The organism is Limnothrix sp. PR1529, from assembly GCF_002742025.1.
Taxonomy (GTDB): Bacteria; Cyanobacteriota; Cyanobacteriia; order CACIAM-69d; family CACIAM-69d; genus CACIAM-69d.
Genome location: NZ_LIRO01000013.1, coordinates 1 through 14,927, shown reverse-complemented (window position 1 = coordinate 14,927; position 14,927 = coordinate 1). Strand labels below are relative to the sequence as shown.

At 56.0% G+C, this 14,927-nt stretch carries 15 protein-coding genes; 8 read left to right on the top strand and 7 right to left on the bottom strand.

The window, feature by feature from the left end; genetic code table 11:
- Positions 1-466, top strand: a 466-nt coding sequence (locus AMR42_RS03190) for an IS982 family transposase (RefSeq protein WP_143472911.1), incomplete at its 5' end; no start/stop codon positions are given.
- 107 nt (positions 467-573) lie between these two features.
- Here AMR42_RS03190 and AMR42_RS03185 read toward each other — a convergent pair.
- On the bottom strand, positions 574-1,461 hold the full coding sequence (locus AMR42_RS03185; RefSeq protein WP_158234332.1) for a Tic22 family protein: 888 nt from the start codon (positions 1,459-1,461) through the stop codon (positions 574-576).
- Between the two features lie 336 nt (positions 1,462-1,797).
- Between AMR42_RS03185 and AMR42_RS03180 the strand changes: the two genes are divergently transcribed.
- Together AMR42_RS03180 and AMR42_RS03175 are read left to right on the top strand one after the other, a co-directional pair.
- Positions 1,798-2,268, top strand: a complete 471-nt coding sequence (locus AMR42_RS03180; RefSeq protein ID WP_099532031.1) for a hypothetical protein — start codon at positions 1,798-1,800, stop codon at positions 2,266-2,268.
- A 1,020-nt stretch (positions 2,269-3,288) separates the two neighbouring features.
- A complete protein-coding gene (locus AMR42_RS03175) occupies positions 3,289-4,020 on the top strand; it encodes a hypothetical protein (protein ID WP_143472910.1) in 732 nt (243 codons plus the stop codon).
- A 633-nt stretch (positions 4,021-4,653) separates the two neighbouring features.
- Here the strand turns inward: AMR42_RS03175 and AMR42_RS03170 are convergent.
- Positions 4,654-4,941 carry a hypothetical protein gene (locus AMR42_RS03170; RefSeq protein ID WP_099532029.1) on the bottom strand — a complete coding sequence of 96 codons (288 nt, stop codon included), beginning with the start codon at positions 4,939-4,941 and terminating at the stop codon, positions 4,654-4,656.
- A 55-nt stretch (positions 4,942-4,996) separates the two neighbouring features.
- On the opposite strand from AMR42_RS03170, the gene AMR42_RS03165 reads away from it, so the two are divergent.
- A complete protein-coding gene (locus AMR42_RS03165; RefSeq protein ID WP_099532028.1) occupies positions 4,997-6,319 on the top strand; it encodes a DICT sensory domain-containing protein in 1,323 nt (440 codons plus the stop codon).
- A 46-nt stretch (positions 6,320-6,365) separates the two neighbouring features.
- Complete coding sequence (locus AMR42_RS03160; protein ID WP_099532027.1) at positions 6,366-7,040, top strand: pentapeptide repeat-containing protein; 675 nt, start codon at positions 6,366-6,368, stop codon at positions 7,038-7,040.
- Between the two features lie 42 nt (positions 7,041-7,082).
- On the opposite strand, the gene murF is transcribed toward AMR42_RS03160, so the two are convergent.
- Positions 7,083-8,450, bottom strand: a complete 1,368-nt coding sequence (murF, locus tag AMR42_RS03155; protein ID WP_099532026.1) for a UDP-N-acetylmuramoyl-tripeptide--D-alanyl-D-alanine ligase — start codon at positions 8,448-8,450, stop codon at positions 7,083-7,085.
- A 198-nt stretch (positions 8,451-8,648) separates the two neighbouring features.
- Between murF and AMR42_RS03150 the strand changes: the two genes are divergently transcribed.
- On the top strand, positions 8,649-9,131 hold the full coding sequence (locus AMR42_RS03150) for a DUF2752 domain-containing protein (RefSeq protein WP_099532025.1): 483 nt from the start codon (positions 8,649-8,651) through the stop codon (positions 9,129-9,131).
- A 185-nt stretch (positions 9,132-9,316) separates the two neighbouring features.
- A complete protein-coding gene (rpsU, locus tag AMR42_RS03145; protein ID WP_099532024.1) occupies positions 9,317-9,496 on the top strand; it encodes a 30S ribosomal protein S21 in 180 nt (59 codons plus the stop codon).
- Between the two features lie 79 nt (positions 9,497-9,575).
- On the opposite strand, the gene AMR42_RS03140 is transcribed toward rpsU, so the two are convergent.
- The gene (locus AMR42_RS03140) at positions 9,576-10,520 is read right to left on the bottom strand and encodes a DMT family transporter (protein WP_099532023.1); all 945 of its coding nucleotides are present in this window, start codon (positions 10,518-10,520) and stop codon (positions 9,576-9,578) included.
- Here AMR42_RS03140 and AMR42_RS03135 point away from each other — a divergent pair.
- A complete protein-coding gene (locus AMR42_RS03135; RefSeq protein ID WP_099532022.1) occupies positions 10,519-11,916 on the top strand; it encodes a hypothetical protein in 1,398 nt (465 codons plus the stop codon). The two genes, AMR42_RS03140 and AMR42_RS03135, sit on opposite strands and share 2 nt — an antisense overlap.
- A 264-nt stretch (positions 11,917-12,180) precedes the next feature.
- Here AMR42_RS03135 and AMR42_RS03130 read toward each other — a convergent pair whose 3' ends face one another.
- The 3 genes from AMR42_RS03130 to AMR42_RS03120 all read right to left on the bottom strand — a co-directional run.
- A complete protein-coding gene (locus AMR42_RS03130; protein ID WP_099532021.1) occupies positions 12,181-12,444 on the bottom strand; it encodes a type II toxin-antitoxin system RelE/ParE family toxin in 264 nt (87 codons plus the stop codon).
- A 2-nt stretch (positions 12,445-12,446) separates the two neighbouring features.
- Positions 12,447-12,674 carry a hypothetical protein gene (locus AMR42_RS03125; protein WP_099532020.1) on the bottom strand — a complete coding sequence of 76 codons (228 nt, stop codon included), beginning with the start codon at positions 12,672-12,674 and terminating at the stop codon, positions 12,447-12,449.
- 157 nt (positions 12,675-12,831) lie between these two features.
- On the bottom strand, positions 12,832-14,927 hold a 2,096-nt coding region (locus AMR42_RS03120), incomplete at its 5' end, for a tetratricopeptide repeat protein (RefSeq protein ID WP_143472909.1).

Below are 14,927 nucleotides of genomic sequence, written 5' to 3'. Positions count from 1 at the left end.
CAAAACCTCCATGGGCTGGTTTTTTGGTCTGAAGCTACATTTGGTGGTCAATGACCAAGGCGAACTCCTCGACTGCTGCTTGACTCCTGGCAATACGGATGACCGCAAACCGGTACTCAATCTACTGAAAGACTGTTGGGGCAAAGTATTTGCTGACCGAGGCTATATCTCAAAAGCGTTAGCGCATCAGCTTTGGCAGGACTATGGCCTACAGTTTTTGGCTAAGCCCCGTCGCAATATGAAGAATTCCCTGATGCTGATGAGTGACAAGCTGTTGGCCCGCCGACGCTCGCTGGTGGAGACCGTCATTGACCAGCTCAAGAATCGTTGCCAGATTGAGCACTCGCGTCACCGCAGTCCGATCAATTGTTTTGTGCATCTGCTCAGTGGGCTGATTGCCTACTGTCATCAGCCCAAGAAACCGTCCCTCGATTTGGCTGCGCTGGGAATTGAGCTGCCTGCTTAAACCGAACTGACGTTAACCCACTTTCCAAAATCAAAACCGACCAGTGCGCCAATTGCCCCGGTCGGTTTTGCACACCATTTAGCGGGTGTGATGATTAGCGGGTGCGATTAGCGATTAGCCGGTTGTCCTCCCAACCCAGCCGCCCCGCTCGCGGGAGCCGGAGTGGCAGGGCGAGCGCCCGACTGCCCAGCACCCTGACCATTGGGCTGACCGGGTTGGTTCGATCGCATGGCCCGCATATAAAACGCCGCTGCCGAAGAGGACGGAATCAAGCGCACACTGCCCACCAACGAGTTAGGATCCGTGGCCTTTTTCAGCTCCTCAATCAGTCCATCCAGCGTGAAGACCCGCAGTTGGGCCCGGTTGATGATGTCCGGTTGACGCTGTTTGTAATCATCCAGCATCGCTTGCAAGTCTCGCTTGCTGAAGAAAAATGGCACCACTTCGCGATTGTCTGCCCGCAGCGTCAGAGGCGCATCCTCCGCTTGGGGATCTACCGCATAAAACAACGGAATCCCCGCAAATTGCTCAACGGACTGGCCCTGTTGCTTCAAAATCGCGATCGCCGCTTCCACATCTTCCTTGCTGGGGGTGACCACCAAGTCGGGCATTTCTGGCTTATTTTGAGCCTCCGTCCACATCCGATAGAACTGGCCCAGCGTCAACAGAGCCAAGCTAACTTTGCGGGATTCAGGCGGCGCTTCGCTTTGGACGCGATTCGCAAAAGCCCGCACATCCTCCGGATCCACAAAGTGCAAAATTGCGCCATCAGCCGGTTTGGGTTCGGCGGCCGGTTGGTTCTGTTGCTTGGGGAACACCAAAATGGGCTGGCCATTTTCTTGGGTGACGGAAAACAACGGCACCACATCCAAGCGCCGCACAATTTCATCGGTGCTCAGGGCCTGCACGATCGAAGGGAAACAGACCATCGATCCCAGCACCGCGCTCACGGCGGCCAGGGTTGCGGCTGAAGCGCGAGAAAACAACGATTTCACGAAAAGCCTCCTGAGTCTCGGAAAGCGACAGCCCGGGTGAATGTACTGGCTGGCTGTCTAAATGAAGCGAGTTAGATACCCAAACGAGCCGATCCCAAGTCGATAGTGATTTAACGCTGTCGTTTGCACGCTTTCACCCTCAACAGTGCCAGAGCGTCTGGTGATGAAAAACGTTTACGCGCCAGTGTCAGCCTGTTCGGGGCGATCGGGCTTGGAGTCTCGATGGAATTGCCATCTCATAATACGACCTCTTGTTAAAGCTGAAGATTTTTAAAAATTTCGCGAAGTATTCGTGCCAGTTTCTAAATTGCCCCGCTTAGCACCATCCCTTCTGGAATGGCTGAAACGTTCCAAACCCTTGAGAGCGCAACGTTACTGTGCTCAAGGTCAATTTATGAACTGATCCGGATCAATCAAAGTCTGAAGCTCAGTTGCGAAAGTGAAAATGCCAATCCTCGTGCTGGTTTTGAGACCTTCTATTGTCAGTTTCAGAGCGATCGGTTGCAGTTTTCCCGAAATGCGAAAGGTCAACCGAAAGAAGGACTAGAGACTCTCAATATTGCACGAGGTTGTATGACTCAAATGCACATTTCCCCTACCAAGCCGTCCCTGTTCGCCCGCGTAGGTGCAGCGATCGCCACTGGGGTTGTGACCATCACAGCGGCAGGCGTGATCCAAAATGCTGCCCCGTTGGTCGCTCAGGCAACCTCTGCTCATGATCAAGACTCATCCCAAGCCCTCTTGGTCGTGGCCCGCGCGGTTAGCAATCAAGATCCCCCGCGCCGTGGTGATGAACGTCGTGGCTAAAGGCGTGGCTAAATTCGACAACCTAATTGGCAAAACTGACCAACAATAGACCAACAATATTTGATCAATCCAGAGACAAAGATGATCTCAATCGATCGAATCTTTTCATTACTGGTTCAGCGTTGGTTGAGGGTTGGCTGAAGGTTAATTTAGCGCGGGTTTAGCGATTTCTGACCTCTGGTTGTTTGAATTGTGGTGACGAGTTGAGATGACCCGGAGCAACTGCCTCATTGGGATCGATCGAGCTTCATCATGGTAACGCTGTCTCACTCCCCAGTCATGCTCATGGGTAAAATTCAGGTGCATGATTTGAGGCAACTCGAAAGCCAATGAGTCAGTTGTTGAAGCTGGTTTCTGAGCATCGCGTTTTCCATCATTCGGCTGTTTTGTGACTAAGTACCATGTGACCTCTAAGATTGCATGAATGCTCTAGAACCTGAGCTGACCTGTTATGACAGAATCCTCCGTTGGGGGATTTTTTTATTGCCATTTTCTGAAAACTTGATCAGTGAGGAGAACTTCTAGGTTGAAATAGATTGCTTTGAATTTAATCTTAGTTAATTGCCGATTACTTACAGCCTTTACCTAGAATTATTGGCACGCTATATTGCAGATGCTATGAAACAACGGTTTGGTGGGCAGTGCCCACCCTACGGGCTAACTAATCTAAATAATTTCTAATGCACTAGAGAAAACAGCCTGAGATCTAAAAAATTCTCAGTGATTAATCTTTGATTAATCAAAAATCAAAGAATCAAAAATTGATGACTGATCATGTACTGACGATCAGTCGCGCTGAAAAGTGGCCGATACTTGAATCATCAGGGTTTCAATGATCGATAGAATTTTGATTGGGCATTTGAAGTGGCTTTCTGAAGTGGCTTTCTGAACTAGCTGTATGTCTAGTGCTCGATCGGCTGAGTTGGCTGACAGGAGTGAAGGCTAACTTGGCACTAACGCAATGCCAATTCAATCAACTAATTCTAACTATTGCGCCTATTATCATTGCGCCTGCTGTCTATGAAACTTCGACAAGTCTTTGTCCAAATCTGGCGTGTGAATGCAGTCCTGATCCTGTTGGGTGGTTTGCTCTCTCTGGGTGTGATGGGATTAGCCCTGATCTCAATGCTGCTGCAAAACGCGCGATCGCACTCCGCTTCGCAGGTGATGAACATTGACCAGACCCAATCGATTGAAACCCGAACCCGATTGGGAAATTTTGCGCGAATTGAGGGAACCAACACCTTACGCGCACCGCTGCACCTAACCCAGGATTATGAACAAAGCCGTGGATTTGCCAACTCTTCCTATTCCAAAGAGGCAGATTCCCTACAGAACTATCTCTTTTTTAACGAGCTGACACGTCAAACCTATTGGCTCAAACCACCCGATCGGGGACTGATTTGGGTGGATGAAAAGCTTTTAGCCGCTCCCGCCAAGCCCACGGATCCTCCGAGCACAACGCCAGTTGGGTTCGTTTATCTAGTTATTACAACCGACAGCAACCAAGATCGCCGCCTGACCGAAAAGGATCGCAAAACCCTGGCGATTTCCGATGCCAACGGTGAGCGCTTTGCATTGTTGATTGAGAATGTGGACGAGTTTCACGGCGCATCGGGGGTGAAAGATCAGCGCCTTTCGGTGTTTTACACCCGTGACCAAATGCTGAATGTGGCAGAGTTGGATCTAAAAACTCAAAAAGTCTTGAGCACCACCTCAGTTCCCACGCCCCAAGGTTCACCGGCTCCCTAAGCTGAATCGCCACCGCCGAACTGAGGAGATGCCCGAAAAGTATCTTGAGGCACTCGCCAAGCATCAACGATCGTGGAGGCAAGTGGCTGGGGGTGTCTCATCACTCCCCCGCGTCATCCCCGATTTGCGTCCAAGGACTTATTTCAATGCTCTGCTCCGGATCACCGAGCCGGATTGCGCTCCTTGGCTGGTTGCTCCAATTCTCAGGCTGAGAAACCCCAATTCCGGCGATTGGGAAGCTTTTCGGCCCGTATCTCACCCAGAATTGGTAAAAATTCTACAAGAAGACTAAACTTTTGCTTCGTGAAATGCTAATATCCAATTAGAGCGAAAGCCAAAGGGCCACGTTCAAGTAGCCCTCAAGTTTTCCTCCCAAAAGACGTAGACGAATTCGGAGTCGCTTTCCCCCCTCGCGATTCCGATTTTTTTTATCGAAATCTTTCTCAAATCAGGCTTCCGTGGAACCACCGGCTAGTGAGTTACCCCCCGTAACTCATCAAGCGTTGCTTGGCGGCTCTCTGCGTTGACCTGCCCTAACGATTAAGGTTTCAGGTAAAGCTGAGCTAAAACTGCGAATGCACCCTGGGGCTGCTCGCCAGTTATCCAAGACAGAGGTTGAGAGCAAAGACAAACTCAAGAGAGCGTCAGCATCTGTGTTCTCTCGCCTGAGTTGCTGTCCTGATTATTCCCTAGGAGCAGGGGATTCGACAAGTTTTTGGCTACCGTCTTCATCAAATCTTTAAAAAAGTTGCGAAAGTCCGGCGGGCGATCGAACGCGGAGATCGTTGCTATTTGGCGGAAATTCTGATGATGATGAGGCCAAGATGGCAATGGAGTGATGGTGGTTCTTTGCGGTTGGCCGCAAGCCGGGGCCTGGAAATAGGCGAGAATGAAGGACTGTTGGGCTGGTAATGCCGCCATTGCACGATCGCCCCAATTTCGATCGCCCTCATCCCTCGCTTGTAGTTAATCGCTTGTGTTACCTGAATCGATTCTGAAGCAATTAACGGATTTGGCCCGGGTGGACGGGGCAACGCTCCACTTGGGGGTCTATTACAAAAATACGCTTGTGGCCCTGTGCCATGCCTTGGAAGATGCGATCGCCCAGTCCCAGGGCCGGCCGGTGGTGCTGGCGGCATTTCAACTGGGTAAGTGGTATTTGCAAGAGGCCGATCGCTATGGGCAGTTGGCAGATCGATCGCGCCAGATTGTGATTCTAGCTGCGCCGGATGCGGGGTTTGCGGAACATCCCACCAGCCAGCGATCGAACGTGGCGATCGTGCCCCTCAGTCCCACGGATCCGGTCGCCCAAGAATGGCACTTAACCATCGTGTCGCCGTCCTACTGTGCCATGGTGCTTTGCCAGGAATTGACGGCGGCGGACTATGGCCCCGAAGGGCCGCCCCAGTCGGACTTAGAGCGTAAGTTCTATGGCTTGTGGACTTTTGTGCCCCAGTGGGTCGATCGTGGTGCGGCCTTGCTGGTGGAACGGGTGGCTCGCTATCAACCAGCCCTGGCAGAACAGCTCCAACGGCAATTGGCAGCGGTGGCCCAAGAGCAGGCCACGGCCCCAGGAGAAGACTGGTTAACCATTACCCAGCAGGTGGTGAACTACTTGCAAGCCACCCATCAACATCGCCACCCGGCATTGCAACCGGGGCAATTGGGGTTTGAAGTGGGGGCCCCTCTGGATCAAAACCTGGTTTCCAACGAATTGCAGGCGTTTTTGCGATTAGCGGAACTGCTGGAACTGTCCGATGGGCAAAATTCTGGATCGGCGGCGGAAGTGGCGGCGCTGACGGAGGCGATCGGGCAATTGCTGGATTTGCCAGCGGCCCAACTCAAACGAATGCGATTGGCCGCCGCGCTCCATCGCTTGGGCCGTTGGCCCGCCGTTTGGCGTGAAGGGCTGGCTGACCCATCTGCCGATTGCTGCGATCTCAGTGCGGTACAGGTGTTGCGAGTGATGCCGCGCTTGCGCCCGATCGCCCACATCTTGAACCATTTAACGGAGCATTGGGACGGCTCCGGGCAACCTTCGGGGTTGGCGGGGGATGCTATTCCGCTGGAGTCGCGATTGGTGGCCCTTTGTGCCGACTTCCAGCACCGTCGATCGGGCGGTGAGCAACCGAACGAAATTTTGCAGCACTACCGCGATCAGTCAGGACGCTGGGATCCAAAGCTTTTGGAGGCTTTGACCCTGTTGGCCCAGGGATTGCAACAGGGCTGGGAATTGCCACAGATGTCGCTGCGAGCTTCCTCGGGGTTGTGGCTGTTGGATGAGGGGGCGATCTCCTAGGCAATTCCCCCTGCTCAACTCCATCACTTTCAGTTTGGCCGGTGTTATGACTAGTCTTTCTCCGCTTGATTTGGATGCCATTCGCGATGGTCAGCTTTTGCAGCTAGCCGATCGGGATCTGACGGGTGCGGACTTGGAAGAGGCCCAGCTATCCAGGGCGGATCTGAGTCAGAGTCGGTTGGTGGGAGCTATTTTGACCGGGGCAGACCTGCGCCACGCTTGCTTAAACCGGGCGGTGCTTTCGGGTGTGAATGGGGTGGGACTGCAAGCAACTGGGGCGATCGCCCGGGGAATTTGGGTTGGGGCCAATTTAACCCAGGCGGATTTTGCGGAAGCGGATCTGCGGGGGGCTAATTTTCGGGGAGCGATCCTGATGGGGGCGAACCTGACTCGGGCCATGGCGATCGGGGCGGTTCTGAGCGGGGCCAACCTCGCCGGAGCCAATCTGCGGGGAGCCGACTTGCGAGGAGCCGACTTGCGGGGAGCCAACCTCAGCCAAGCCCAATTGCAGGGGGCGGACTTAAGCCAGGCCGATTTGGCCGGAGCCAGCTTAACCGGAGCCAATTTGGAAGAGGTGAACGGCCAGGGGGCTAATTTAGCGGGGGCTGATTTCACCAATGCCTACGGACTTTGTGCCAACTGGTTGGAAGCGCGTGTGACGGGGGTGAACCAGCGAGGGGCGATCGCCCTGGATCTGCCGCCGGAACCCCCGCAGCCCTGAACCTGGAAATTTAGCCCCTGGCCCAGTTGGTTTCAAGTGGGTTTAGCGATCCGGAGCCAACAGGGCCCGCACCACCCGATCGAGGCCAACCGATCGGGAAGCCTTCAGGAGCCAAACATCTCCCGATCGCAACTCCCCTTGCAGGCGATCAATCAGTGCTTCGTGGGTGGTGAAGGTCTCGCAGGGAATACCCTCAGCCCCCGCTGCGAGATGCAAGGCCGTGGGGTCATCGGCCAAAATCAACAGGCCCTCTAGGCGTAAATCTCGCGCCAACTCACCCACCTGTTGATGGAACTCGGGCGCGCGATCGCCCAATTCTTTCATGGTTCCCAAAACCGCCAAGCGCCGCTGCCCCGGTGTTTCCGCCAACAGGTACAGAGCCGCCGTCATCGACTCCAAACCAGCATTGTAGGTTTCATCCAACAGGGTCACCCCATTGGGCAAGTCGTGGCGACGGGCCCGCCCGTCGGGTAATTCCACCGCCAAGCCCGCCGCGATCGGCTCCCAATCTACCCCCAACACCTTGGCCACGGCCAAAGCGCCCAGAAAATTGAGGGCATTGTGACGACCGGGCAACGGGAGGGGAAAGGTTTTGCCTTCCACGCTCAGGGTTTGGGCATCCAGCAATTGACCGCGAAAGGTTCCGTTGGCAAAACCGTAGTCAATCACTTCCCCCGGCCAAAGGCGGCTGGCCGTCTCCATCAGCCGGGCACAGTCGGCATTCAACACCGCCACACTGTCGATCGGCATTTCCGTCAGCAGTTCGCACTTGGCCTCCGCGATCGCCTGTTCCGATCCCAGCAATCCAATATGGGCCGTGCCCACGTTGGTGATCAGCCCCACATTTGGGCGAGTAATTTGGGTTAGCTCGGCAATTTGTCCCCGACCGCGCATGGCCAACTCCACCACAGCGAAATCATGTGCTCCGGTGATTTGCAAAAGGGTTTTGGGTACGCCAATTTCGTTGTTGAAGTTGGCGTGGGTTTTGTGAACTTGACCCGCTGTGCCCAGGACGGCGGCGATCAGTTCCTTGGTGGTGGTTTTGCCCGCCGAACCGGTCACGCCCACGACAGGGATGTTTGCCCGATCGCGCCAGGCCCGTCCCAAGGCCTGATAGGCCGTCAGGGCATTGGGGACGATCAGTTGCGGACAGGGCTGGTCGATCGGCTCCTCAACGATCGCCGCCACGGCCCCCGCCGCGATCGCCCCCGGCACAAACGATCGCCCATCAAAATTTTCGCCACGCAGGGCCACAAACAGCTCCCCTGAGCCGATCGCGCGGCTATCGGTGCTGATTTGGGCGATCGGCTGGGCCAAGGCGCGATCGTCTAAATGCCGCACCGTTGCTCCCGTGATGTGGGCCACTTCCTGCAAAGAAAATGGCGCGATCGTTCCTAAGCCGTTGCCCATGACCCTACCCTTATGCTCAAGATCTCTGAAAGATATTGCCTAATATCGTCGCACCGGATCAGCCGTTGCTAAACCTTGGGCTGATCGGTTGGGATGCTGCTGGCCATGGACTCTTTCCGGCGGCCGCTCCCACAGGCGATCGAGATCGACCCAATTCCTGAAAACCCAATTCCTGAAAACCCATAACCTCGTTTCGTGATGCAACGACCGCTGTTGGTTTACCTTCCCCTCGCTCCCGCCGATCGCCAGCATCGGTTGATCGGCCTGTCGTTGGTGGCCTCCCCGATCGTTGCGGCCCACTGGCTGGCCCACAGTCACCAAACTTCACCGCTGATTTGTCCCTTTCACTGGTTGACGGGGTTGCCCTGTCCCGGCTGTGGCTTAACCCGATCGTTCGTGGCGATCGCCCGGGGAGACTGGTCAGGGGCGATCGGCTACCATCCCTTCGGCCCCCTGTTGTTTGGGGTCTTGCTGGGTTTGGGATTGCAATGGGCTGTGGAACTACGGGTGCGACGGCGATTGGTCTGGCTGATCGGGCGATCGCTTTGGCGGGCGATCGGGCGCGGGCTGCTGATTCTCGGGCTGGTTTGGTACAGCGCCCGGCTTTACGGCCTGTGGAGCAGCGGCGCGGCAGCCCTGGCCTGGAGCCGATCGCCCCTGGGTCAGTGGCTTGGTGGTTAGCACCCGGCCACAACTCCCGCAAACGATTCCGCCCAAAGTGGTTCCATTTGGTACGATAGATATTTGGCGATTTTCTTAGCGATCGCCCTCTTTTGCCAGCGCCCAATTTGCCTCAAAAGAGTCAGCGTCATGCCTTTGGGCCTGTGCGCCATATGTTGTCCACCTATCGCAAGGAGTGAAACCGCATGACCCAAGTGGTTTTGGGTGAAAACGAAGGAATCGAATCCGCGCTACGCCGTTTCAAGCGCCAAGTCTCGAAAGCCGGTATCTTGGCGGACGTGAAATATCGCCGGTACTATGAAACCCCGATCGAAAAGCGCAAGCGTAAGGCCGCTGCTGCCCGCCGGAAGCGCCGTTATCGGTAAAGTTTTTTGAGCAATTGCACCGTATTGAGCGGGGACAAGGGAGGTGAGCCTATGTCCCCGCTCTGTTTTTTGCCGGTTTCTAAGGTCGATGCCAAACTGAGGCGATCGCCCGGCCCAGTTGCCGTCCCAGCGATCGCACCGGGAGCTGGCACAGCAAACAGGCCCCCAGCACCAAAGCCGCTCCCACCCGGCCCCGATCGCCCAACTGTTCCCCCAACCAAGCCGCCGCCATCAGGGCCGCCCAAACTGGCTCCAAGGTATACAAAATCGCCGCCACCGGAGCCGCCACCGATCGCTGGCCGATTGCCTGCAACCAGGCCGTGCCCGCCGTGGCAAAGGTTCCCAAATAGACCAAATCTAGCCAAGGAATGGTTTGGGGGTTCCAAATTGCCGACGAAATCGCCCATGAAGACCCCCACACCCACAGGGCCGCCGCCAGAGTTGTGATCCCCAACTGAATCAACGACAGCCACAGCACTTGGGCCCGAGCCGCGTAGGCCTCCATCCGCCAAATATAAAAAGACCAAGTGATGGCCGTGCCCACGCTCCACAAATCCCCAATATTGGGCGGTGCGCCATCGTAGGACAGCAACGCCACCCCCAACGCCGCGATCGCCGCCGCCCACCAAACCTTAGGGAACAGCCGCTGGCCCGCAACGCCCGTTAGCAACGGAACCAACACCACATAGAGGGCGGTGATAAACGCGCTACGCCCCGCTGTAGTGTATTGCAGCGCGATCGTGTGAGCCACATAGCCCAAGGCCATCCAGAAGCCTAATTCCAAGCCTCCGCGCCCAGTAACCGCCCAAGCGGCTGAATTTTTCGGCAAACCGCTCCAAAGGGTGATCGGCAACAAAGCAATGGTGGCAATGCCAAACCGCACCAACATCAAAACGCTCGGGGAAACGGCCTCTAAACTAGACTTGACAACAACATAGGTACTTCCCCAAAGTACGCCCGCAACTAACAGCGCGATCGGGTTCAACCATTGCTCGCGATCAGCCCTTTCTACCCCGTGGATCATGTCTCGCCTCAATGATCGTGCTTACCAACTCCTGAAGGGAGCTATCCGTGCCCGCTATCAACAACAACCCGCCGCCCGGATTCCCAAGGAAGTGCTGTGGCAGCGGTTAGAAAAGTTGCGGTTGCAGTCTGGCGAGCCGGCCGGCTTTGAAGATCTGCGGGCGATCGTGAGTGATGCTTTCCCGGATTTTGATCTGGGCTTGCTCAAGTCCGCCGCTCGCCTTAACCAGCCTAAGACGGGCTGGGGATTTTGGGCTTGGGGATCTTGGGGCTGTGGTTTGGCGGGAGTGGTGGTGGCGACGGGGGGAATTGCCCTGGCCAACCTGCCATTGCCGCCGATTCGGAACGTGGTGGCAGACAACGCGCCATTGCTGTTGCTGCCCAGCTTTTGGATGATGGATCAAGATTATCGAGCCGCCACCGCCGCCACGGCCCAGGCCAAGCAATTGCTCGACAATGCCACCAGTGCGGCCGATATTGAACTGGGAGCCACCAAAACCCAAGCGGCCCAAGCAGCGCTCGATCGCCTGCCCGTTTGGTTCTTGGGGTCTCGGCCGAAGACTTATTGCACTCTGTTTTCATGCCGGTGGCGATTCACGTTGGATGAATTTGCCGCCGCCCGCCAAACCGTGGCCCGTTTGGAAGCGCAAGTGTTTCAGGAGCGCAACGCCCAAGCTTTGTTGAATCAGGCTTTGGCAACCGTGGAAACGGCCCGCCAACAGCACCAAAGCGCCAAGGACAGCAGCGCCCAAAACGCGGCTCTCGGTGATTGGCAGTCGGGAATCGATCGCCTGCGGGAAGTGCCCCAGGAAACCCTGGCCGGGCGGCAAGCACGCGCCAAATTAGCTGGGATCGATCGAGACTTTCAGTCGGTCACTGGTCGGGCGGTGGGGCGGCAGCAAGTGGGCAGCCTGATCACGGGGGCCAAGGAATATGGGTTTCGGGCGGCTTTGGCGGCTCAAAAACCTCCTCACCCTGTGGAACAGTGGCGGGTGGTGCAAAACCTGTGGCAAGAGGCCTTGGCCCTGTTGACCCAAATTAAGGATGACGATCCGCAATTTGCGGCCGCCCAGCGACTCCGGGCGGAATATGCGCAAAATCTGGCAATTGCCAAGCAGCGGGAGGCTTTGGAGCGCCAGTCGATCGAGTCTTTGGAACAAGCGGATCGGCAAATCGCCCAATGGCGCACCCTGGCCGCTGCTGACCCCAGCAATCCCCGACTGTTGGGAACGCTCCAGGAAATCGAAAACAACTTGGAGCGGGTTCACCCGGCCAGCACTGCCTACGCCAAGGCTGAACAGTTGCGCCAGTTTGCGAACCAAGCGCTCCAGCGCTACCAACCCATGACTCCGCAGTCCAATGTTGCCCCGGATGCTCCTGCCACCCAAGCTCGCTAGGGCAAGAACGACCCAGCCTTTCCCAGGTGAGCGAGCACAGTCTCTATGGCTGCCCCATTGCGACGGTGCGTAGGGTGTGTGGGAGCGCGCCATCCTCGTCACGACCATCGCTCGGTAAATCTCCCACGCACCGCAACCGTGTCGCCATTCACGACCATTGCCGCTCGGTTGGGTTGCCCCATTGCGGCGGTGCGTAGGGCATAAACCCAATCTCCGTAAACCGCCAACCGTTGCCCTACGCACACTACAGCTACGGGCGATCGCTCAGGATTCGTAGATGTCGCGGCGGTGACCGATGCGATCGATTGTGATCACTCGAATGATGCGATCGACTTCATAAATAATCCGATAATCGCCCACTCGGAGTTTATAGAAACCCGCTAGGTTTGCGGAGAGGGGCAGGGGTTGAATTTGGGCAAAGTTATCAGCTAGCCATTGAATTTTGCTGACCACTCGTTTCTGAATTGTTTTGGGCAACTGTTCAAGGTCGATGACGGCTTGTGGGTCGTATTCAACCGAATAACTCATGGTTAGTCGAGTCCTAAGCGGGCCATGACTTGTTCGGCGCTGAGGGGTGTTGTTTGACTCGTTTGCCGCCGATCGCGCTGTTGCAAGAGTGCTTCGGCCAGGCCGGGCTTGAGCGGTAAATCGGCTTCGGAGTCCGTGAGCATTTCTGCGAGAACTTCTTGGATGGTTTCCCGCAGCAAGCTTTTAAATAAGTTTGTGAATTCTTCGATTGTTAAGTCTTTAATTTGCATGATTTTGCCTCCTCTATGGTGATTGTAGCGGTTACACCATGCACCGAGGATCGTGGCCACCCAATCGATCGGGGATTGTTGTTTTTTCGCGATCGGTTGCGGTGCATGGGAGGGATGGGGAAAGGGTCGGTAATGGCCAAGCGTGCTCCCATGCACCCTACGGCTGTTGGGTGAAGGCGGTGGCGAGGTCGTCGGGGGTGCAGCCGAGGAGTTCGGCGGTGGCGGTGAGGATGTTGGGGTCTTGGGTTTGTTGGTAAAGATCGGCGATGTTTTCGAGGGCAACTTGGGCTCTGTAGGTGTCTTCAAATTGGGCAAAAATTTGCAGGGCTTGCAGGAAATAATCGAGGGCTTCAGCGAAATTTTCTGTTGCTTTCGACAGCGACCCTAGCTGACCATAAGTGCGAGCTTGATTATAGCGATCGCCGAACTCAATGAGGATTTCGAGGGCCTGTTGGGAGCAGCGGCGGGCTTCGGCAAACTCCCGCAAGTCATGGGCAACCATTCCCAACTGGTGGTAGGTGATGGCTTGGCTGTAGCGATCGCCGAACTCGATGTAGATTTCGAGGGCCCGTTGGGAGCAGCGGCGGGCTTCGGCAAACTCCCGCAAGTCATAGGCAAGCATTCCCAACTGGTGGTAGGTGCTGGCTTGGCTGTAGCGATCGCCGAACTCGATTTTGATTTCGAGGGCCTGTTGGTAGCAGCGGCGGGCTTCGGCAAACTCCCGCAAGTCGTCGGCAAGCCTTCCCAACTGGTGGTAGGTGCTGGCTTGGCCATAGCGATCGCTGAACTCGATTTTGATTTCGAGGGCCTGTTGGTAGCAGCGGCGGGCTTCGGCATACTCCCGTAATTCCTCGGCAACCGCTCCTAAGTTGTGGTAATTGTCAGCTTGCGCGTAGCGATCGCCGAACTCGATGTAGATTTCGAGGGCCCGTTGGGAGCAGCGGCGGGCTTCGGCAAACTCCCGCAAGTCATAGGCAACCATTCCCAACTGGTGGTAGGTGCTGGCTTGGCTGTAGCGATCGCCGAACTTGATGAAGATTTCGAGGGCCTGTTGGTAGCAGCGGCGGGCTTCGGCAAACTCCCGCAAGTCATGGGCAACAATTCCCAACTGGTGGTAGGTGCCAGCTTGGCCGGCTAAGATTTGGCGACGATCAACGCCTTGTAATTGATCGGACTGTTGGATGGCTTCCAAATAAGCTGCCCGAGCGCCTGCATAGTCCTTGAGTTGCCATTGGCAACGAGCTAGGCGATCGAGCGACATCGTAATTTCCAAGCCAACCTTGCCTTGGCGAATTTCAGGCGGATATTGCTCATGGGCAGCCCGCACCTGCAAGGCCAAAGCTTTAGCAGTCGGCCAATCTTGGGTCATGTACAAGTATTGAAATAGGCAAAAGAAAATATCCGCCGTCTCGAATTGCTCCAGACAAATTTGCAGCGCCGCATAGCAATTTTCATACTCCTGCCGCACAAAAAAGATCCCCAGTTGCCGCTGATCCGGCTCCTTCGATTGCAGCCATTGATCGTTGTAATAATTCGCCAAGCCGATGTAGTGCTGCTTAAAGGCATTACGAATCGCCGCTTGGGTTTCGCTGTCCCGTTCCGCCAACTTCAGCTTTAGGAAATAGGGCAAGGTCGGCTGAATTGTTAGAAAATCTGGCATCTCCGGCGAAATGGACGACAACAGCCCCCAATCCACCGCCTCCTGCACCGCCGCCGCCAAGATCTCTGCCCCCGACTCCCCAAACCAAGCTGCCAAGGCCGGCTGCTTCGCCAACCGCGCCGCATACAGTTCCAGCGCATCACCAAAAATAAACCCACTGAAGGGAGCCAAACAGAGCAACGCCTGCTGGGCCGATGCCGACAGCGCCCCGTGGGAATAGTCAATGCAAGCAATGATGCTTTGGGTTTTGTCGCCCTGGGCCTGCGGATTGTCGAGGTTCACATCCGCCGCCTGCATCCCCGCCAAAATCTCGCTGGGGGTTTGGCGCTTCAGATTCCCCAACACCACCTCCATCGCCAACGGATAGCCATCCAACAGCTTCATCAACTGCCCAAAAGCTGGCTCATCCTTGATTTTGGCAATGCGGCGCGAGTCGCCCACCTGCCGCTCCAGAATTTTTTGGGCCAGGGTCGTGCGGGCATCGGCATCCAACCCCCGCAACCCCAGCCGATTGGTTCCATAGACCGGCTCCAGCCAGGATTCCGCCCCCCGCGACCCCAACAAAATCAGGGTTTTGCCACCCACCAGCCCGC